Genomic DNA, 20,277 nt, shown 5'->3' on the forward strand with positions numbered 1-20,277 from the left:
TTCTATTTCCATTATTACGCAGATGGACAAGGATTAGTTGCAAGCACCGAAACTTTCTTTGTGGTTTTACATTGTCGAGGGTTCAGGTACCATAGGGACTGCGTTCAAGGAGGCAGAGGCTTCGTCCTTTCTTTCAATCCTTCCCTTGAACAGGAGTAGTACGCCTCCCACTGCAGCAGTTCCGAGTCCTGCAACAATATATGTTGGAACAGCGCCGATTCCCGTGATAAGCGCACCACCGATAGTAGGTCCGACAATGGCCGCGCCGCTTGTAAGGCTGTTGACCGTTCCGAATACACGGCTGGTCATATGCTCCGGCGTTCTTTTCATGAGCAGCATCTGGAAAGGAACCAGCACGAATCCTCCACCAGCGCCCGCCAGAAAGAATGAACCGAACAGCACCACGCTCTGCAGCAGATGCGGCATCTTTGTCACTACAACTACGGCACATACGGCGAAGACCAGACCGGCTGCGGTAGCGCCGGCGCCCATCTTGGCAAGAGTGCTCCAGCTCAGCTTGCGGACAAACATGGCTGCGATTAAAGTACCTAAACCGCTGGCGGAAATACAGTAACCCAGCAGATCCTCCGATACATTAGGAATCAGCCGGAACAGGGTCACGATCTGGGAGTCGGCCATCTGCAGCACCAGCACTACTGCACATATCGTAACAACTCCTCCCAGCAGCAGGGGGATGCCATAAATCAATTGCAACCCTTCACCGATCTCCTTCAAAAAGGATTTCTGCTCGCCCTGACCAGCCCGCACTCCATGGTGCGACTCCCCGGTCAGGCCTTCTTGTTTAACGATCTTTCGGCCTGGAACACCGAGCAGAAGCAGCGCCGATACCACAAAAGCGCCTGCATCAATGATGAAGCATAACTGTATGCCGAACAGAGCCATCAGCAATCCGCCCAAGGACGGCCCGATAATTTTGGACATTTGCTCAATCGAAGAACTGATCGTAACCGCCTGATCGATATGCTTAGGATCTACAATTTCTTTAATTTTGCCGCTCTTGGCAGGAGAGAACAGAACATCCATCAGTCCCTTAAGGATGAGCAGAACATAAATTTGAATTAAATTCCCTGCCAACAAGACTCCCAGCAAAATGAAGACTCTCACAACATCCGAAATGACCATGATCTTTTTCCGGTCATACCGGTCGCCGATCCAGCCTGCTATCGGTCCTCCGATCAGAACAGGAAGCGCCATGCATAACGTCATGGCGGTAATTTCCCATGGCGCGGCTTGCCACTTCAATCCGACAAGCGTCAGGAGCGCGATGATATACAGCCATTCGCCCATGTTGGACACCAGCTGAGACCCCATCAACAACATATAGTTCCGATTGCGGAGCAGCGGTTTAAATCCCTCTGATTCTACGGTTTGTACTTGATTCATTCTCCCACCCTTTTCTTCCCATTCGAATAATTTCATTATAGAATCGGCATTCAGGGAACGTATCAGGCTTAAGGCGTAGTTGATACCGGAGCTGGAGAATGAAAATGTTTCGGCAGCATTGTGACAAATCACATGTTGAAATTGTTCATTAAAGCGTAATCTTAGATTTGAAGTAATTCAGGACATGAGTCCATATCAAAGGCGGGAGAATGTATGAAGGTATTACATGATCGCGATACACAGCTTGCTATGCACCTGTATCGGGTGTTTGCCAAGTCATTCAAGAGCGTCAACGAACATGTCGTGAATGGCAGCAAAATCGAAGGCTTTAACCCCACCTCTTTTGCCGTAATGGAGGTGCTGTTCTACAAAGGCCGCCAGCCTATCCAGCAGATCGGGGCACAGCTGCTTCTGCAAAGCGGGAATGTCACCTATGTGGTTGATAAGCTGGTTGCAAAAGGATATGTTCGCCGCAGGCCCTGTCCCGAGGACAGGAGAGTCATCTACGCCGAACTGACTACTACCGGAGAGCAATTGATGCAGAAGCTGTACCCCATACATGAGCGGCACATCCAGCATGCGCTTGGCGGACTGAACGAAGAAGAGAAGCAGCAGCTGATCAGCCTTCTCGCCAAAATGGGAAAACATGCGGAGCTGGCGCAATTGATCGTACGACAGTAAGTGCAAAACGAAGAGAAGAACCCTCCTCCTTGACTTCGGAATCAGGGTTCTTCTTATTGAAATCGATTTTAGCTATACTCAGTCTTTGAATCCCTCCAGTGCGAGGGTCGGTTTCCCGTCCGCCTGCCAGGCCCCCTTGTTATAACCCGCATTGTAACCCGGCGCAGCTTCCGGTTCCCAATAAAACACTCCAAGTCCCGTTCCTCCCGATAATCCGCGCACTTTGGTTTTAATGGTCTGAATAAAACTCTTGGCAGCAACCGGCTGGCTGTAATCCATGCCGATTTCACTGATCATGATGCTTTTTCCATACCTAGCGGTCATGTCTTTGGCATTGGTGATGGTCTGATCCACCTTCGTTGACCAGTCGCCCGCTTCCGGGTACAGTGACATGCCGATAATATCAAAGTTCGCACCGTTACTGATCAAGCCGCCGATGTTCCATTTGAACAATTCATTATCGTAGCCGTTGGATAAGTGGACTATGGTCTTGGTCGAGCTACTGACGGACTTAACCGCATTATGCCCCGAGTTGACAAGCCATGCATAATTTTTCATGTTCACCGAAGCTTTGCCGTCCTCCCATAACATTCCGTTGTTGGTTTCGTTGCCAACCTGTAACCAATCCGGCGTCACGCCCTTATTCTTCATGGTGTTCATCACGTACACGGTGTGGGAATAGACCGCATCCATCAGCTGCTGGAAGGTGAAGCTGCGCCAGGCATACGGTTTGTTCTGCTGCCCCGGGTCGGCCCAGGAATCGCTGTAATGCAGCGTGAGCATAATACTCATGCCTTTGTTCTTGGCACGCAGAGCCAGCTCAGCCGCTTTTTCCGCATTCAGATAACCGTTCATGTAATCATTCATATTGGGATTGACCCAGACTCGAATCCGCGCAGAATTAATCTGGTAATCATTCTTCAAAATGTCGAGAATATCGCGCTGAATCCCATTCTTATCCTTCCATTTATACCCCTGAGCCTCCATGCCGGTGACCCAGCTGATGTCGGCTCCTTTGGCAAAAGCCGGCGCCGCCTCAGCCGAGCCGTTACCCGTGAAACCGAATGATAACGCAAGCATCGATAGACAAAGAAACATCCTGAACAGAACTCCTTTCGTATCCCCGGTCATCATCATACCCCCTTCGTTATTCGTTCACTGCGCAGTGACACCCCTATTGTAAGCGCTACCCAAACAAAGCCACAGGGCATAATCCCAACATTTCCGGTGCTTTTTCAAGTAAAATAAAATCAGTCCATAGAGGCTGACTGGCCTCAGCCTCTTCGGACCGTACGGGCTTCCAACATGAGATGCATCACATGCCGATATCGCCGTGGACGAAAATATAAATAAAACAGGTGCCAGCATGCCGACACCTGCCATATTAAGGTGATACGCTTGATGATCTAATTGAATTAAGGTTTATTAACCATTCACTTTGCGCGTAATCACCTTCACGCCATAAGGCGCCAGTTCTAGCTCCGCACCCACTGCCTCGCCTGAGACCAGATCGCTGTACCGAGCCCCATCCAATGCAACCTGCCTTGGCTCGTTCGAGAAGTTCATTATAAAAATATAATCCGACTCTCCATCTGTGCGAATGGATGAGCTTACGCAGGAAGGCAGCTTCGCGGCCAATGCCCGCCGAACGGCGGTCTGTTCAACGAGTTCCTTGTAGAAATCAGAATGAAAAGGCTCCTTGTTGCGGGAAGCGATATAATAGGCTCGACCCTTCCCAAGCTGATTGACCGTCAACGCCGGGCGCCCGGCATAAAAATCAGATCGGTAAACGGCCAGCGCTTCGGCCGTCTCCAGATGAATCAAATCGCACAGCTCAGCGGCATCATACGCTTCCGCCAAGCCAAGTCCACCGCCGGCATTCGTCACAATCGCATTGACATCATGATCATGCAGGGCGTCGATTTCCTCCGACCATATGCCAAGCGTCTCTCGGAGCGGACCGGGAAAACCGCCCAGGAAACAAAGATCATTCTCGTCCACGATGCCGGACCAGTACGTAGCAACAAACGTGCCGCCCGCCTCCACAAATTGGTGAATCCTTTCGCCCACTCCCGGCCGGACCATATACAGCATCGGCGCGACCAGCAGCTTGTAAGGGGCAAAATCCTGCTCCATATCAATGACATCAAGAGGAACTCCCTGCTCCCACAATGCCCGGTAATGCGCCTGCACGGTGTCCTCATATTTGACCCCCATGTTCCGCGGACCCTGCGCATCGTTGATCGCCCAGCGATTCTCCCAGTCAAAAATGATCGCGGCTTCGGCTGGAACGCCCGTTCCGACCACAGCATTCATCTTCTTGAGTATCTCTCCGACCTCAGCCACATCATGGAACACCCGCGTGTGTTCGTGACCGACATGATCCACGACAGCGCCATGCAGCTTCTCGCTTGATCCCCTGCTCTTGCGCCATTGAAAATATTGCACGGTGTCCGATCCATGGGCTATGGCTTGCATGGAGGACAGGAGATGCATTCCCGGCCGCTTCAGCTTGCTCACCTGCTGCCAGTTCGTAAGACTCGGCGTGCTCTCCATCAGCATCCATGGCTGTCCGCCTTTGATCGAACGAATGATATCATGCATCATGGCAACACGGGCCGCCTGAGCGGCATCATCCCCGCCATGATCATGCCAGGTCGGATAGCTGTCCCAGGATACCACATCCAGCAAATCGGCAAACTTCCAGTAATTCAGCCCTTCAAAATACTCCATCAGGTTGGTTGTAACCGGAAGGGAGGGATTGATCCTGCGGAGTGGCTCAATCTCATGCCGGATGAAATCGGCCGTCTGATGCGTCACAAACCGTCTCCAGTCCAGGTTCATTCCGTGGACCTGCGTCTCTCCATGAGGCGCCGGGGATTCGATCTGGCTCCATTTCGTAATCGTATGGCTCCAGAATGCGGTCCACCAGACATGATTCAACTCATCCAGTGTTCCGTACTTATCGTGAAGCCAGGTCCGGAATGCCTCCTGGCAATAATCGCAATGGCAATCGCCGCCAAACTCATTGGATATATGCCAGCCGATGACCGCAGGATGATGGCCGTACCGCTCCGCAAGCTTCATGTTGATCGTATGAACCTTCTCCCGGTATACAGGCGAAGTATAACAATGATTATGCCGGAAGCCGTGCAGGTTCCGAACGCGCCCTTCGCTTACGCGCAGCACCTCCGGGTACTTCTCCGACATCCAGGCCGGTCTTGCGCCGCTTGGCGTAGCCAGAAAAGCGTAAATGCCATTGGCCGCAAAACGGTCCAATACACCGTCAAGCCAGTCGAACGTAAATACCCCCTCCTCCGGCTCCAATGAAACCCAAGAGAATATACCAACGGACATCACATTGCAGTTCGCCAGCTTCATTAGCCTGATGTCCTCTTCCAGCACTTCGGGATAACGGAGCCACTGCTCCGGATTATAATCTGCGCCATGCAGCATATGCGGAACGCGCGGGCTGATCGGATCAAACGTTTGCTTCATGTTACGAGAACCTCCTGTTTCCTGATATGATCTCAACTCTTATTCTTTGACAGAACCCAGCGTCATTCCTTTAACGAAAAAGCGCTGCAAAAACGGATACACCAGCAGGATTGGCGCTGCGCCGATAAATATCTGCGCGGCATTCACCGTTGTCTGGGACAACATCTCCATCTCCTTTGGGCTCATGCTCATTGAGCTCATGTCCCGCTGAATAATAACTGTCTGCAGGAAGGTAGCCAATGGGAAGTCCTTGGCGTTGTTGATATACAGCAGCCCGTCAAACCATGAGTTCCAATGGAACACCATGCTGAACAGCGCAATGGTTGCAATCGAAGGCAGCGAGATTGGCAGAAAGATTTTAAACAGCGTTTTGAAATGACCCGCTCCATCAATCAAAGCCGCTTCCTCCAGCTCTTTCGGGATCCCCCGGAAAAAGTTCAGCATCAGAATCACCAGGAAGGTATTCACGGTGCTCGGCAGCACCAGCACCCAGAACGAATTGATTAATCCCAGCTTCTGAATCACGATATAGAACGGCACCAGCCCGCCGTTGAACACCATGCTGAACACAAACAGCCAGGAATAAATGCTGCGGCTGCGGAAGACTCGGTTGTCCTTGGACAGCGGATACGCGGCCAGAAACGTTACGGTGAGTGTCAGAGCGGTTCCCAATACAGTGCGGGCAATGGAAACCCAGATCGAGTGCAGAAATGCCGGGTTGTTAATCGTTTTCTTATAAGCCTCAAGTGAAAAATCGACTGGCCATAAACCCACCAGACTGGCATCAGCAGCTGCTTTGGAGCTGAATGAAATCGCCAGCACATGAAGCAGCGGAATGATGCAGAGAATGGCCAGCGAGACAAGCAGGCACGTGTTAAACACATTGAATATCCGGTAGTGCATCGTTTTATGGTACATGGCTCTCCCTCTTTCACGTAACTAGAATATACGGTACCCCGCCCACTTGTAGGCCAGACGATAGGATACGAGAATCAGGGCCATACTGATGACCGATTTAAACAATCCGATAGCCGTTCCGAACCCCATCTCCCCGTTCAAAATAGCCGTCCTGTACACAAACGTATCAATGATATCGCCTTTTTCGTACACCAGCGGGTTGTACAGGTTGAAGATTTGATCAAAGCCGGCATTCAAAATGTTGCCAAGCGCCAATGTTCCGACAACGATCGTGATCGGGATCATCGAAGGGATGGTAATATGCAGCGTTTGTTTCAAACGATTGGCCCCATCCATTTCCGCCGCTTCATACAAAGTCGGGCTAACACCTGCCAGTGCAGCCAGGAACACAATCGTGTTGTAGCCAAACTCCTTCCATACATCTGACACAATCACCGTGAATCGGAACCAGTTATTGTCGCCGAGAAAAAAGACCGGGTCCAATCCAACCGCCGCCAGAATCCGATTGACAAAACCGTCCACAGCCAGCATTTCGATCAGAATGCCGCCCAGTATGACCCAGGACAGGAAGTGAGGCAGATAAACCATCGTCTGAATGCTCCGCTGAAGCGCTGTTTTGCGAATTTCATTCAGCAGAATGGCAAATACAAACGGGATGAGCAGATTGAACACAATTTTCATCACCGCGATGACCAATGTGTTCCATATGACCTGCATGCTGTCCTGTCGTTCGAACAAATAGCGGAAGTTATCTAAGCCCACCCACGCAGAGCCGCCAACGCCTTCCCACGGCTTATAGTCCTGAAAGGCCATAATGATGCCGCCCATCGGCAAATAACTGAACAAGAACAGACAGATCAGGGCCGGCAGCAGCATAACGTGGAAAGGCCATGTTTTTTTTATCCTCTTCATCCAAGATCCTCCCGTTAAATCAATCTACCTCCTGATTATAGGGCCCGTCCGAAGAGCTGTAGTAGCCCACAAAACCAATATTCATGGCACGATATCAATCAGTTTGGGAAGGGTCCCTCATTGAAAAAAGGACGGCCTTGGCAGGCCGCCCTTCATACAGATCAGATATAAACTATTTCACGCTTTGATACCAGTCGTTAACCTCTTTCGTAATCTGTTCACCGCCCCCGGCTTTCCACGTCTCCACGAATTGATCAAACGATTCAACAGGCTGCTTGCCGTAAATAATTTCGTTCAGCGTCTGGTTCTCGATCTTTGTCAGGTAATCCCATTTCGACTTCATCGTTGCCGTGACGGGTCCCGTAAACATGTCTTTCTTGGAGATCTCCTCTTGGGATAGCAGCACCTCAGCGGCGGCTGGAGTATCCTTGCCGTAGTTTACCGCTACATCCTTCTCCAGTCGGCTCTCCGGCTTCCCGCCTTTTGCCAGCTTCAGAAGCGCCTTCATCTGCTCATCGGGAATCCGGGCTCCGTCACGGACCAGCAAGTAGCGGACAACGTTGACGTAACCGCCTTGGATTTCATCATTCGGCACCATTTCGCCGTTTGCATCAAGTTCAAAATCATAACCCTCGAACAGACCATTGGCAAATTCGCCGCCTTCCTTGGACACGGCAAAGTTATCAAACAGATAGTTCTGATACGTAAAGAACGCTTCCGGATGCTCCATGTCTTTATGGATCAGCGTAACGCCATTCGTATACTGTGTTCCATGACGCATCGCCGTACCGTCCGGCCCCGTCGGTATCTGCACCGGCTTCCAGACGGCCTCCGGCGCATTTTTCACCGTATCCAGCAGCGGCCAGCCGCTCATCCAATAAGGCCCCGGAATAATCCCGGCGGTTCCGGCTACTGCCGGCTCCGCTGTCTTGTTCTCATCCCACAGCGCGGCTTCCTTCGGAATATACCCTTTATTCATCCACTCGTTCAGCTTGCTTAAGCCTTGCTTCATGCTTGCGTTGACCGAGCCGTACTCCAAACTGCCGTCCTCGGCCACGTTCCACTGCTGCGGCAGCGTTCCGTAAGCGCCGAATATCCAGGACGGATCTCCCATCCAAGTGTTCATGGACGTCTTAAAGCCAATGCTGAGCGGTGTGACTTTATCCGGGGCAAGCTCCGACGGATTCTGGTTCTTGAAGGCATCCATCACTTTCTCAAGCTCATCCATCGTCTTCGGTGCACCCATGCCCAGCTTGTCCAGCCAATCCTGCCGGATCCATAACACGTAGTCATGATTATAGGCAAAGTCCAGCACCGGGATACCCATGCGTTTTCCGTCCCGGCTGTATTGATTCCACACGTTGGAATCCAGACTCATCGCGCTCTTCCAATTGTCCGATGCATACTGGTCAAACCATGTCCCCACCTCAGCAAACATACCGGAATCGATTAAATCCTGAGCCAGCTGCTGATTCTCCGTTCCGAGCGTTACAATATCCGGCATTTCCTGTCCGGAAGACATCGCCAGACGCAGCTTGGTTGCAAAAGCGCCATTGGTGTCCGTAATGGACCACAGCGATTTGATGTTAATGCCAAACTTCTCTTTGGCCCACTTCGTGGCCACGTTGTTCTCAATGGTTTCCCCATTCTTGAATTGCAGCGTCGGATCGACGCCCCATACCGTCGTAATCGTAACTTCAGGATCATATTTGTCTTTGTAGACGTTTTCAGTTTTGGGTTCGGCAGGCTGTGCTGCTTCCGATTTCGGCTCACTGCCACCGCCCGAACATCCAGCCAGCGTTCCGGCAAGCAAGATAGACGCGGCCAGGGTTGGCAGCAGCCAATTCTTCCTTCTATCACTCATATCTAAATCCCCCTTCTACCACCTTATGGATTACATGTTTAATTATAGAGGGGAGCGCATAAGCATCCTATGTCACGAATCGAACATTTCTGCACCTTTAGCAACATCCTTGATCCCTGTATTCGTTCGGGGTCATCCCGTAATGCTTGCGGAACATTTTACTGAAATATTGCGGATTCTGATAGCCCAGCTCTGCGGTAATTTCGTAAATCTTCTTGTTTGTATGCTTCAGCAGGTATACTGCCCGCTCCATCCTTTTCCGAATGATATAGTCACCGAGGCCCTCACCGGTCTCGCTTTTATAAATTTTGGATAAATACACCGGATGCAGGTATACCCGGTCCGCAATCGTTTTGACGGACAGATCATGACCACAATCGGTAGTCACCATCTCCTGCACCTGTTTGATAATATGGCTTTTGCTCGTTGTCTCCTGTTCGGAGGAAATAGCCTGAAGTTTATTCAGCATATCAAGCGACCAAGACCGCAGCTTGGCAGCCGACTGAACAACCTGCTGAATATAGAGCGGGTCCCAGCCTGCCTGGTCCAGCTGGTGGATATAGTATCCCTGCTTGTGGGCCATGTACATATAGGCATTCGTAACCGACAAAAAAATCTCATACAACGCGCTCTGTCCGATGAAGACGGTTTCAAGTTCCACGAAGAGCTGTTCTATTTTCTCCCGAGCGGAGTCCCACTGTCTCGTCTCCAGAAGATGGAGCAGACTGGGCGGCTTCATGAAGGAATGGGTTGCATGGGAGGCCGAGTCGCGCCGACTTTCGTCGTTGTCAGCAGCGAAACGAATCGCTTCATGGTCCCCGCTCCCTCCTATATAAAGTGAGCTTAGCCCTGTCCGATAAACGCCTGCCAGCTCGCTCGGAAAATCAAAGCTTGCCGACACGAGAACAGAAATTCCGCCTTTCAAATAACTTCCTACATCTTGCTGAAACTGGGTCACATACCGCTTCATCACATCGGAAGCAGCAGGCCCATCCGTCCCTTCTGATAGGAGTTCTGTCTTTAATTGTGCCAGCAGAATCATCCCGCTGTGCGGGGTCTTGCTCGGCCACACGCGAAACAGCTCCGCAAACACCTCTTCGGCGATGTTCCCGATGGCATATTCCATCAGACTGATCGAATGATCGTCCATGCCGGTGAACTTCGGTCCAAGCTGGATCAGCAGCATGGTGGTCCTCTGATCGGTTCCAAGAGGGATTTCATATTCACGAAGCTTGTGGTCAATCACATGCCGCGGCATCTCGTGTCCCAGCAAGAGATCATGCATCAGACTGGTTCTCAGAATCCCGATATCCGATTTACGACTGTACCTAAGCTGTTGGTATTCTCCAAGCTCCTTCCGCTCCTCCCGGATCGACTCCAGCGCTGATTGCACACTTCGCATGAATTCGCCATCGTCCACCGGTTTTAAAATATAGTCCGATGCGTTCAGCCGAATCGCCTGCTTCGCATATTCAAAATCGGAGTATCCCGTCAATAAAATACAGCGGATATGAGTCCACCTCCCGGCAATGGTCTCTATCAGCTCCAAGCCGGTCATGACCGGCATACGAATATCGGTGACGACCACATCAATGTCCTGCTCCTCCAGCAGATCAATCGCCTCCAGGGCAGATGAAGCCTGATAGACTTGTCGTATATTCAGCTCACGCCATGGAATCGTCTGAAATAAACTCTCCGTAACGTAACTCTCGTCATCAACCAATAAGAGATTCATCATTTTCATGCCCCCTGCCCTGGCTTATACTGCCATGTGATTGCGGTATTGGCCAATAGAGAATGGCCCGTACGCCGCCTTGAGGAGATGCCATGAATCGCAATCCGGCATTCTCTCCGTAACGCAGCCGCATCCGCTGGTGAACATTCCAGACGCCGCAGCCCATTTCTTGATCCATCGGCTTGTTTAACCGCTCCTCGATGTCGGACAGCTTCTGTCCATTCATCCCGATCCCGTTATCATCGACCAGAATGCAAGCCATACCGTCCATACTCTGAAAGGTTATCCCGATTTCGCCTTCGCCGGAATGGGGTTCAATGCCATGCAGCACGGCATTCTCCACTAACGGCTGAATGACCAGCGGCGGAATTTCAGAGCGGCCCGCTCCCTCAGTCAAAGCGACATAATAACGGAGCCGCTTCATCCGCATCTGCTGAATCTCCAGATAATGAGTAACAAATTCCAGCTCATCCGACAAGGGGACGAGCTCCCTCTCCTGACGCGTGGTATAGCGGAAATACCGGGACAGATTATGCGACATCGCCACCACGGCTTCGTATTTCTGAAGTTTGGCCATGCTGGTAATAAATGAGAAGCAGTTATAGAAGAAATGAGGATTGATCTGCGACTGCAGCTGCTTCAGCTTCGCTTCCCTGACGTGGATTTTCTCCATATATACATGCTCAAACAGCTCCTGGATCTGCTCCACCATCGAGTTGAACCTTGCAGCCAGAAAACTGAATTCGTTTCTGCCCGAAACTTTCACCCTTACCCCGTAATCACCGGCCTGCAACCTGCGAAACACATATACCAGCTGCTTGATCGGTACCTGAACCTGAGAGTACAGCAAATACGCAGCGAGGCAGCTCATCAGAAGCAACGCGCTGATCGAGATATAAAAGAGCCTGTTTGACGTAAGGATAGGCTTCATGATGTCCGATAGCGGGATATAATCAATCAAATACCAGCCGGTCGTTTCCGACAATACGATGCTGACCGAGTAGGTTTTGCCGTCTACTTCCTTCACACGATTCTCTACATCCTGGAGCGGCTCGCTGCCAAGCTCCGCAATCATCTGATGGATCAGCTCTTGATCCGCGGTTCGGTTATAAATCACGCCCGAAGCCGGTTTATAGTAGAACGGATCGCTCCTTCCGTCACTCTTGAAGCGGTCCAGCATATCCTGGATGTTGGTGCTGTCGAATTCAACCTTGATGATGGTATTTGACTTCCCTGTATGCTGCTGAGTGGAATAGGGTGCCACCGAATACCACACGAACAGAAACCGCTGATCGGTCCCCTCCTGATAAGGAGTCACCTGCCAGCCCGGCTTCACGTCCTGCGCTAGCTCCTCCGGCGAGTAGAATCCGGCATCACTCTCTGTGACCACCCGCCCGAGAGACGGGGAATAGATGGCCAGATGGCTTCGCCAGTTTGATGAACTCTCCTGTATGCTCAGCTTCGTCTGGATCTGCTTCACCAGATTGATCGCGTCCAGATTCAAATACTTGTCCTGCAGATAAATATCCCGAAAGCTGGAGATGTCCGGGTCATGCAGCAGTAAATTCGGCCATGATGCCAGAATATCGATGTTGGTATTCACCTGATTCTGAAAGAAGACAAGCTGGTTGGTATTCGATTGGCTGAGCTCATCGCTAAGTACATTCGTAGTGGTTTGATTGGAATAAAAATAAAGACCGACAATCGGGATTAACATCAGGAAGATAAACAGAATGATTTTTCGGAACAGATTAAATCTGGACATGCTGCGGCAGCCCCTTGGTTTATGTAGTATGAGGAGTTCCTATTATAATGAAATATGTTTATTATATCGGAGTTCCGTCAGGGCCGAATAGGGTATTAATGCAATATTTCGGGCACTTTCGAAGGGTTTGGTCATGAAGAGAGACTAGTGTTGAAAAAGCGCAGCTTTTGATGGTCGACAGCCATCCAAGCATGCCCAAACCACGCATCGTGCGCACAAGGAGAAGTGCGTACGATGTACAATACAAAACAAGGGACCCCTGCGTCCAAAAGGCAGGGGTCCTGTTATTCTTCTATATCATGAGTTAATAAAATGAATGCTTAAGATTTCACGGAAGGCTGCGCTCTCCCGTCCCTTCCTCCGGCTCAGGAGGAGCATTGCGGAAGGCGGCCACGATAAACAAACAGATCACGGCCATTACGGCCATCACCACAAACAGCGAATTCAGACTGCCCTCCAGTATTCCGCTCAGTAGACCGCCTGACCCTTCAGGCAGTTCAGCGATTCCATGCGGAGAGAGCAATTTGTTAATGTCGTCGCTGGTAATACCTGCAGCATCCGGCTCCGCCGCAAGTCTGCCCGCAATTCCCGCGTTGACCCATAATCCGAACACCGCTACGCCCACGGTCTGACCGAACGTCCGAATGAAGGAGTTCAGCGCCGTGGACGCTCCCCGAACCTGATAACCCACCGAGGATTGTGCAATGATCTGGAACAAAGTCGAGATGTATCCGAAGCCGACGCCATAAATGAAAGTAAAGACCAGCAGCACGCCCAGCGCCGTATCCTTATGCATATAAGCCAATCCCACCGCTCCGATCATCAGGAATACGACGCCGATAATCGCCGTTTTCCGGGAGCCGGATTTAACGATCAAACGGCCGCTGATAATCGAACCGATGAGCCATCCGATCGACATCGGTGCCAGCGTCAGGCCCGACAAGGTTGCATTGCCGCCTCGAACGCCTTGAATCCACAGCGGCAAATACGTGGTCAACCCGATGATAAGCGCACTGACCAGAATGTTGGCCACCGTCGATACCGTAATATCCCTGATCTTAAACAGATGGAGCGGCAGCATCGGTTCCTTCACCTTGCTCTCCACCACCAGGAATGCAAGCAGCAGCACCACGGAGCCGATGATCAGACTGAGCATAAATGGAGACGTCCAGGAATAGGTCTCTCCGCCACCTACCGCGAGCGCAAATAACAGCGCCGTCATCCCCACGGTAAACAGAGCTGCTCCCCCGTAATCAATCGACACCTCGCGGGTGGTCCGTTCCTCTTTGAAATAACGGAAAATCAGCCATATCGATAACAGCGCAAACGGTACATTAAAGACAAAGATCCAGTGCCAGGACAGGTAATCGACAAAATACCCGCCAAGCAGCGGACCAATCAAGGAGGATATTCCCCATACGGAGCTGATCATCCCCTGAATTTTTCCACGCTCCTCCAGATTGTAAATATCCCCGACAATCGTGAAGGTCACCGGAATGACGGCGCCCGCCCCGATCCCTTGGATCGCTCTAAAAATAATAAGCTGCGTCATGTTCTGGGACAGACCGCACAGCAGCGAACCTGCCAGAAAGATTAGCGAGCCGTATAGAAATACAGGCTTGCGTCCGTATAAATCACTAATTTTGCCGAAGATCGGCGTTGTCACAGCCATCGTTAACAGATAGGCCGTAAATATCCAGCTCATCAGGCTCACACTGCCGAAGCTGCTAATAATGGCTGGACCAGCCGGTCCGACAACCGTGCCTTCAATCGCAGCCATAAAGGTGGATAACAGAATCCCGACCAATATGTAACTGCGTTTATCCTGTTTCAGTACGTTCACGTTCCTTACTCCCCTTTACTTTAGACAGCCCCTGCCGAAGCAGGCATTTTATTGGATAACTTGCAAGATATATGCCAAAATCGGGGCTCATAGCATAAAAAGCGCCTACCTGATATCAGGAGCGCTTCCACATCATGTAATATTTCTATTATAAAGGTTACCTCGTAGTATGCACAGTCACATTTTACCGTTCCTATAGATGAATGAACGATGTGGCATGTTCCTTTATGAGCTCGGGATCGTGAGTAATCATGAGTATGGCCGATCCTTCTTCCAACATATGCTGGCAAAGGCCAATCACCCGGTCGATGGCGGCATAGTCCATCCCCGAGGTTGGTTCATCTAATATATACAAAGCCCGCGGAAGCATCAATTGGCTGATCACACTCAGAAGACGCTTCTCTCCCTGACTGAGCAGATAAGGGGACATGTGAAGCCGGTCCGTCAGCCCAGCCTTCTCCAACAGGAACCCGGCCCGCTCTTGCTCGGCAGCCGACAACTCCCGTCGTTTCTTCACGGGTACCCCTCCATGAAGGCTGTATATCAGTTCCTCCCATACGTTGGGGGCAGTAAACATATATTCGGGCTGCTGGAACACGTAACCGATCTGCTCAGCCCTGCGGTACACGGCCATGCCCTTGATATCTTCCCCCTGCCAACGTATACTGCCTGCTGGAGCTGGCAGCAGTCCCATGATCAGGCGGCTGAGGGTTGTTTTGCCCGACCCGTTCTCACCGGTCAGCAGCACCCAGTCGCCGGGGTATATCTTGGCATGGATGCCGTGCAGCGCTTCCCGGCCCCCGGGATAGGCAAATGTTAGCGAATCGACCTCAAGCAATGGGGAGGCGGCAGACTCCCTCGCGCCTTCTGCATGGGGTGCCGCGGCAGGAACGGAACCTGCGGCGATCGGCTTGCCCGCATGGCGTTCAGCCGAATGCGGGGGAGTTGCCGCCGGGACAGGTTTGTCCCCGGCGGCGGCACCCGCTGCCTCGCCTGGAGGACGAGGCAGCAAGCCTAGCTGCGCCAGCTGCTCCCCGCAGCAGCGCAGCAGCTCCTCCGGCGGCCCGTCGAGCACGACGGTCCCGCCGTCCAGGACGATGACGCGCTGCGCGGCGCGCGCGGCATCGTCAAAGCGGCCGGACGCGGTAATGAGCGTCCGGCCCTCCGTCTGCAGCGTGAAGCACAGCTGCAGGAAGTTCGCCTGCGCCGCGGCGTCCAGGCTCGCGCAGGCGTCGTCGAAGACGTAGAGCCGCGGCCGCAGCGCCAGCACCGCGGCAATGGCCGTGCGCTGCCGCTGTCCGCCGGACAGGCGGCGCACCGGGTCCAGCCGGCGGTCAAGCAGCCCGACCGCGGCAAGGGACTGTGCCACCCGCTCCTCAATCTCCGCCGGTGATACCCGCATGTTTTCAGGACCGAAGGCCGCTTCGTCCTCTACGATGCCCTGCACAAGCTGCGCATCCGGGTCCTGAAACAACACCCCAACCGCCTCCGCTATGCTAGCAATCGGCGCCGCTGCGGGATCGATGCCATCAAGCAGCACCTCTCCTTCTCTCGTGCCCCCGCCGCTGCGCGGAAGGAGACCGCACAGCAGCTGGCACAGCGTAGATTTGCCGCTGCCGCTTGCTCCGATGATCGCCACCCGTTGGTTGCGCGCTATCTCCAGATTGATATTTTGTATAACCGGCTGTTCTTCTCCATCATAAAGAAAACCCAGTTTCCGGCATGTTATCGTTGTTCCTGACATCCGTTTATCCCTTCGTTGAGGCGGCAAACCGGCGAAGCAGCCCCGTCTTCACTAAAGCCTCTCCCAAAACTTTGGTTACCAAACCACAGAGCAACACACCGCTGAGAATCCGCACAACGAGCGCGATCCCAAGCACTTCAAGCGGCCAGGATGTATACCCGAACATATTGGCTGCGAACAGGAACCACAGCGGAACCATGGCTCCGCCAACCAGCATGAGGACGCCCGCGCTCCATTTTTGATAACGGAAGATCGCAAATATCGTCTCTGCCACAATCATATAACAAGCAGCAGCCACGAAACAGGAAGGAATGCCGTACACCGTTCCCGTCAGAGCCTGTATCGTGCCGCCAATGGCAAAGGTGACAACCGCTGTTCCCGGTTTGCGAATGATGTAATAAGCCAAGAGACCATAGATCATATAGATTCCGGTTGTAGTCGAAGTTGCAATGGGTCCTCCAAGACTGTTCAACAGCTTGTTGACCGGCCCTATGTATATCGTAAGAACGGCATTAACAGCGGCAAGCATCGCCATCAGGATAATTTCCTGGGTAGTAAAAGCAAACCATTTTTTCTGAAATGATGATGAATTCAAGTGGAGTCCTCCTTAATTCCAGTCATGAATGACTGTACTTGCGTTCGAATGCTTCATTATCATATTTTGCATCCTTCTGCCCTTATCGTCAACTCGGTTTTTGATATATCCGGTTAACAATTTAAACAATCCACCACAGCCACACCGTTGCAAGCACATAAATCACAGCCGATACGGCCGCCCATGAAGGTATGTTAACCTCCGTTCGGTACGTTCGGTCCGGATACGCCCCAAACCCCTTGGATTCCATGGCTCCCGCTGTTTGCTGCACACGTCGCAGCGCATTGAGCAAGACTGCCGATACAAACTTTAATCCATAACTTATGCGGCTTCCTAATCCCTTCGGCGGACGATGCCCCCTAACCTGCTGGGCATCCAGAATATGGTTTCCCTCTTCCTCCAACAGCGGAATGAACGTGAGGGCAGCCGATATGCCGAATGCAAACCGATAAGGGACCCGAAGACGCCGGGTCAACTCCGCCACCAGCTCCCTGGGGTCTGTTGTAATGATGTACGCCATGGAGGTCAGGAACAGCGTAAACATTCTCAGGGTCATGGCCCCTGCAGCATTCAGCGCTTCTATGGTCACCGATACCGATCCCCATTGCAGCCACACGGTCTCCCCTTGAACGGTCAGACTGGTCAGAATAAAATAAGGCACCGCAACGATGGCAATCAGCCGAATGCCTCCCAGCAGCTGCCTGCCTGACATATGTCCAGCATATCGGGCTTGTCCGATACAGAGAAGCAGAAAAACCGCCTGCTGCCAGGCCTGGTCAAGCAGCATCGCAATCACGGCTGTACAGAACAATATCACAAGCTTGCTTAAAGGATCATATCGATGAAGAAGCGAGCTGCCCTTCTCATATTGAATCAACACGTCACCACTCCTGCCTTTCCCTTGCCTTAAGCCAATCTTGCCTAAGCAGTGAAAACACTGCTGCATCCACATAACCGCTGGATGTATGCCGGTACTCCCGCAGCACGCCCTCGCGCATATAACCGATCTTTGCAAACCAACGGCATGCCCGCTCGTTTCGGGGATCCACAAAGGCTTCGATCCGGTTTAGCCCCATGGATGAATATCCGAAGTCAGCTGCCAGTTTCGCCGCTTCCGACATGAAGCCTTGCCCCCAATAAGCACGGGTCAGCTCGCAGCCGAATTCAGCCCGGAACGCACCCTTGAGCTGCCAAATATTAAATCCACAGCTGCCAATCAGCTCCCCGGTTTCGATGATTTCGACTCCCCAGCGGATGGCTTCATCCTGCTCGGCAAGCCGAAACAGCCATTGAATCAGTGCCTTCGCATCCTCAGCTGAATGCATGACCGGCAAATCCAGATAAGCCGTGGTGGCCGAATCCGACCAACAGCGGAACATCGCTTCCGCATCTTCTGCTGTCATCCTTCGCAGCCGTATTTGCCTACCTTCCAGTTCAGGAATATTTCCTTCACAAATGTACATGGATCTGAGGTCCCCCCTTACAAAAAAACTGACTTGTATCCGCTGTTTCCGGTGATACTATCTATGTGTATAAATGAGTATAACGAAAAATCCGATCCGTTCCTGGTCATCCATCAGCATCCTAGAGGCTGGATGTTTATATATTGATGGATTCGGGAGGCTTCCGTCAATATGTGTTGCACAGCCCCCTTGTACAGTACGGAAGAAGGAGGAAGTCATCTGAGTATGTATATCGCGATTGTATTGCTGTTAACCGTCGTTATGGTCGCCGCTGCCATTACCCAAATCGGATATCTGCAGATTACGCGGATGAGAGTGAAGAATGATCTCAAACTGTTCACGGTGCTGGAAAAAGCCGGACTTTACAGCAGGGAGCGATATGAATCCCTTCGAAAGAGTGAAGTGGCTATCACCAGCTTTGACGGATTGAAGCTGTGCGGAGCTGCCATAGAAAACAACCCCGGTTCCAAGCACTGGATGATCCTCGTGCACGGTTATACCGGCTCCCGAGCAGTTTCCACCCAATTCATTGATCTGTTCACAGAGGAGGGCTACAACGTACTCCTCATTGATCAGCGCCGGCATGGACGAAGTGAAGGACGATATACCACCTACGGTTATTATGAGAAACACGACGTGCAGGCATGGGTTCGCTGGATCACTCAGCAGTATGGGCAGGACGTGGCCATCGGGCTGCATGGCCAATCTCTGGGGGGTGGAACCGTACTGGAATATCTGTCTATCGCCGAGCCGCAGGTCAAACTCGTTATCGCCGATTGCCCGTATTCCGATTTGACAGATTTAATGCGACATCAGCTTACCCGCCTTAATAAAATCCCTTCCGTGCCATTTCTGTCGTGGGTGAATGCAAGGATTCGGCGCAAGGCCGGATTCAGCCTCGACCAGGTCAGTCCAATCCGCGCTGTTCGGAACAGCACACTTCCGGTCTTGTTTGTCCATGGCACCCAGGATCATTACGTACCGACCCGAATGAGCATCGAGATGTTCAAGGTTAAACCGGAACCGAAACAGCTGCTCCTTATTGAAGGAGCCATTCATGCCAACGCATACCATATCGACCCTGAGTTATACAGGGCAGGTGTACATGCTTTCCTTCGCAAGTATATAGGCCAACCCGTGAAGACATATCAACCGGAAGCCGCTCAAGTACCTCAGACGGAGGAAACTCCTCCCTTACATCCGTTTCAATTGGAGCTGGACGGTTCTCTTGAGACGATATAAATGGTTTGCTGCAGCTGAAGCATGGATACTGAACCGACAGCATAAAGAGCCCCCGCTCTAACGCACAGCACCTAATGTTAGTCGGGGGCTTCTTTCTCATTATTCATCATTATTCATCATTATTCATGTTTATGCCATGGAATCTTCCTTCTTCGATTTTACCGGCTTGAGCACTTCTCCGCAGAGATCCTTAAGCTTGCTCTGAATCTCCTTAAACTCTTCGATTCCGGCACCAGTCAAGCTGTAGCCCTCACCGTGTGCAGTCAGGAAATTCTCTTCCGTCAAACGTTCGAGCTCATGCTTAACCTCCCGATCGCCGACCTTATATCCTTGTCGCTCCAGTTCAGGCTGCATCTCACTTATCGTAAGGTCACGCTCGTGTGCGTGATAGAGCATATGAATCCCAATAAACAAATTTTGTACGTCTGCCCGCATTCGCTTTCTCTCCCTCCACCTGTTAAGTTGATACCTGGTCTTTTCATTCATTACCCTTGCACCCTGGCGGGGAATCAGCCGTCTGGCCGGATCAAGCTCCCCATGCTCGTCCCTTGACGAATATCTTATACTTATACTATGGTGAATGAACCACGACGATATAATGGAAGGCGGAAAT

16 protein-coding genes are annotated in these 20,277 nt (G+C 51.8%); 2 read left to right on the forward strand and 14 right to left on the reverse strand.

Annotation, left to right across the window (positions count from 1 at the left end; translation table 11 throughout):
- Nucleotides 1–66: 66 nt before the first annotated feature.
- Nucleotides 67–1,404 (reverse strand): MFS transporter, encoded by a 1,338-nt coding sequence (locus WDY75_RS26770; RefSeq protein ID WP_063478559.1) that lies wholly within the window; start codon nt 1,402–1,404, stop codon nt 67–69.
- Between the two features lie 213 nt (nt 1,405–1,617).
- Between WDY75_RS26770 and WDY75_RS26775 the strand changes: the two genes are divergently transcribed.
- Complete coding sequence (locus tag WDY75_RS26775; RefSeq protein ID WP_063478558.1) at nt 1,618–2,085, forward strand: MarR family winged helix-turn-helix transcriptional regulator; 468 nt, start codon at nt 1,618–1,620, stop codon at nt 2,083–2,085.
- Nucleotides 2,086–2,163: 78 nt separating this feature from the next.
- On the opposite strand, the gene WDY75_RS26780 is transcribed toward WDY75_RS26775, so the two are convergent.
- The 12 genes from WDY75_RS26780 to WDY75_RS26835 form a co-directional block, all read right to left on the reverse strand.
- Nucleotides 2,164–3,219 (reverse strand): glycosyl hydrolase 53 family protein, encoded by a 1,056-nt coding sequence (locus tag WDY75_RS26780; protein WP_063478557.1) that lies wholly within the window; start codon nt 3,217–3,219, stop codon nt 2,164–2,166.
- A 291-nt stretch (nt 3,220–3,510) separates the two neighbouring features.
- On the reverse strand, nt 3,511–5,583 hold the full coding sequence (locus WDY75_RS26785) for a beta-galactosidase (protein WP_063478556.1): 2,073 nt from the start codon (nt 5,581–5,583) through the stop codon (nt 3,511–3,513).
- Between the two features lie 39 nt (nt 5,584–5,622).
- Nucleotides 5,623–6,501 carry a carbohydrate ABC transporter permease gene (locus tag WDY75_RS26790; protein ID WP_063478555.1) on the reverse strand — a complete coding sequence of 293 codons (879 nt, stop codon included), beginning with the start codon at nt 6,499–6,501 and terminating at the stop codon, nt 5,623–5,625.
- 21 nt (nt 6,502–6,522) lie between these two features.
- On the reverse strand, nt 6,523–7,413 hold the full coding sequence (locus tag WDY75_RS26795) for an ABC transporter permease (RefSeq protein ID WP_006208175.1): 891 nt from the start codon (nt 7,411–7,413) through the stop codon (nt 6,523–6,525).
- 172 nt (nt 7,414–7,585) lie between these two features.
- A complete protein-coding gene (locus WDY75_RS26800) occupies nt 7,586–9,277 on the reverse strand; it encodes an extracellular solute-binding protein (RefSeq protein ID WP_063478554.1) in 1,692 nt (563 codons plus the stop codon).
- 97 nt (nt 9,278–9,374) lie between these two features.
- Nucleotides 9,375–11,015 carry a response regulator gene (locus WDY75_RS26805; protein WP_197477087.1) on the reverse strand — a complete coding sequence of 547 codons (1,641 nt, stop codon included), beginning with the start codon at nt 11,013–11,015 and terminating at the stop codon, nt 9,375–9,377.
- Nucleotides 10,993–12,777, reverse strand: a complete 1,785-nt coding sequence (locus WDY75_RS26810) for a sensor histidine kinase (RefSeq protein WP_063478553.1) — start codon at nt 12,775–12,777, stop codon at nt 10,993–10,995. The genes WDY75_RS26805 and WDY75_RS26810 overlap by 23 nt, the downstream gene beginning before the upstream one ends.
- A 328-nt stretch (nt 12,778–13,105) precedes the next feature.
- On the reverse strand, nt 13,106–14,620 hold the full coding sequence (locus WDY75_RS26815; RefSeq protein WP_006208172.1) for an MDR family MFS transporter: 1,515 nt from the start codon (nt 14,618–14,620) through the stop codon (nt 13,106–13,108).
- A 193-nt stretch (nt 14,621–14,813) separates the two neighbouring features.
- Complete coding sequence (locus tag WDY75_RS26820) at nt 14,814–16,391, reverse strand: ABC transporter ATP-binding protein (RefSeq protein ID WP_338841319.1); 1,578 nt, start codon at nt 16,389–16,391, stop codon at nt 14,814–14,816.
- On the reverse strand, nt 16,369–16,959 hold the full coding sequence (locus WDY75_RS26825; RefSeq protein WP_006208169.1) for an ECF transporter S component: 591 nt from the start codon (nt 16,957–16,959) through the stop codon (nt 16,369–16,371). Before WDY75_RS26825 ends, WDY75_RS26820 begins: the two co-directional genes overlap by 23 nt.
- 121 nt (nt 16,960–17,080) lie before the next feature.
- Complete coding sequence (locus WDY75_RS26830; RefSeq protein ID WP_040680249.1) at nt 17,081–17,839, reverse strand: energy-coupling factor transporter transmembrane protein EcfT; 759 nt, start codon at nt 17,837–17,839, stop codon at nt 17,081–17,083.
- A 1-nt stretch (nt 17,840) separates the two neighbouring features.
- Nucleotides 17,841–18,422, reverse strand: a complete 582-nt coding sequence (locus WDY75_RS26835) for a GNAT family N-acetyltransferase (RefSeq protein WP_006208167.1) — start codon at nt 18,420–18,422, stop codon at nt 17,841–17,843.
- A 225-nt stretch (nt 18,423–18,647) separates the two neighbouring features.
- Between WDY75_RS26835 and WDY75_RS26840 the strand changes: the two genes are divergently transcribed.
- Nucleotides 18,648–19,664 carry an alpha/beta hydrolase gene (locus WDY75_RS26840; RefSeq protein ID WP_006208166.1) on the forward strand — a complete coding sequence of 339 codons (1,017 nt, stop codon included), beginning with the start codon at nt 18,648–18,650 and terminating at the stop codon, nt 19,662–19,664.
- 129 nt (nt 19,665–19,793) lie between these two features.
- On the opposite strand, the gene WDY75_RS26845 is transcribed toward WDY75_RS26840, so the two are convergent.
- Nucleotides 19,794–20,099 (reverse strand): hypothetical protein, encoded by a 306-nt coding sequence (locus tag WDY75_RS26845; protein ID WP_006208165.1) that lies wholly within the window; start codon nt 20,097–20,099, stop codon nt 19,794–19,796.
- Nucleotides 20,100–20,277: the final 178 nt, after the last annotated feature.

Origin of the sequence: Paenibacillus glucanolyticus (assembly GCF_037333485.1) — a bacterium.
Taxonomy (GTDB): Bacteria; Bacillota; Bacilli; order Paenibacillales; family Paenibacillaceae; genus Paenibacillus_AQ; species Paenibacillus_AQ glucanolyticus.

Coding starts and splice junctions, on each gene's coding strand:
- WDY75_RS26770 (WP_063478559.1), bottom strand. CDS start 1,404: ATGAATCAAGTACAAACCGTAGAATCAGAGGGATTTAAACCGCTGCTC.
- WDY75_RS26775 (WP_063478558.1), top strand. CDS start 1,618: ATGAAGGTATTACATGATCGCGATACACAGCTTGCTATGCACCTGTAT.
- WDY75_RS26780 (WP_063478557.1), bottom strand. CDS start 3,219: ATGATGACCGGGGATACGAAAGGAGTTCTGTTCAGGATGTTTCTTTGT.
- WDY75_RS26785 (WP_063478556.1), bottom strand. CDS start 5,583: ATGAAGCAAACGTTTGATCCGATCAGCCCGCGCGTTCCGCATATGCTG.
- WDY75_RS26790 (WP_063478555.1), bottom strand. CDS start 6,501: ATGTACCATAAAACGATGCACTACCGGATATTCAATGTGTTTAACACG.
- WDY75_RS26795 (WP_006208175.1), bottom strand. CDS start 7,413: ATGAAGAGGATAAAAAAAACATGGCCTTTCCACGTTATGCTGCTGCCG.
- WDY75_RS26800 (WP_063478554.1), bottom strand. CDS start 9,277: ATGAGTGATAGAAGGAAGAATTGGCTGCTGCCAACCCTGGCCGCGTCT.
- WDY75_RS26805 (WP_197477087.1), bottom strand. CDS start 11,015: ATGATGAATCTCTTATTGGTTGATGACGAGAGTTACGTTACGGAGAGT.
- WDY75_RS26810 (WP_063478553.1), bottom strand. CDS start 12,777: ATGTCCAGATTTAATCTGTTCCGAAAAATCATTCTGTTTATCTTCCTG.
- WDY75_RS26835 (WP_006208167.1), bottom strand. CDS start 18,422: ATGTACATTTGTGAAGGAAATATTCCTGAACTGGAAGGTAGGCAAATA.
- WDY75_RS26840 (WP_006208166.1), top strand. CDS start 18,648: ATGTATATCGCGATTGTATTGCTGTTAACCGTCGTTATGGTCGCCGCT.
- WDY75_RS26845 (WP_006208165.1), bottom strand. CDS start 20,099: ATGCGGGCAGACGTACAAAATTTGTTTATTGGGATTCATATGCTCTAT.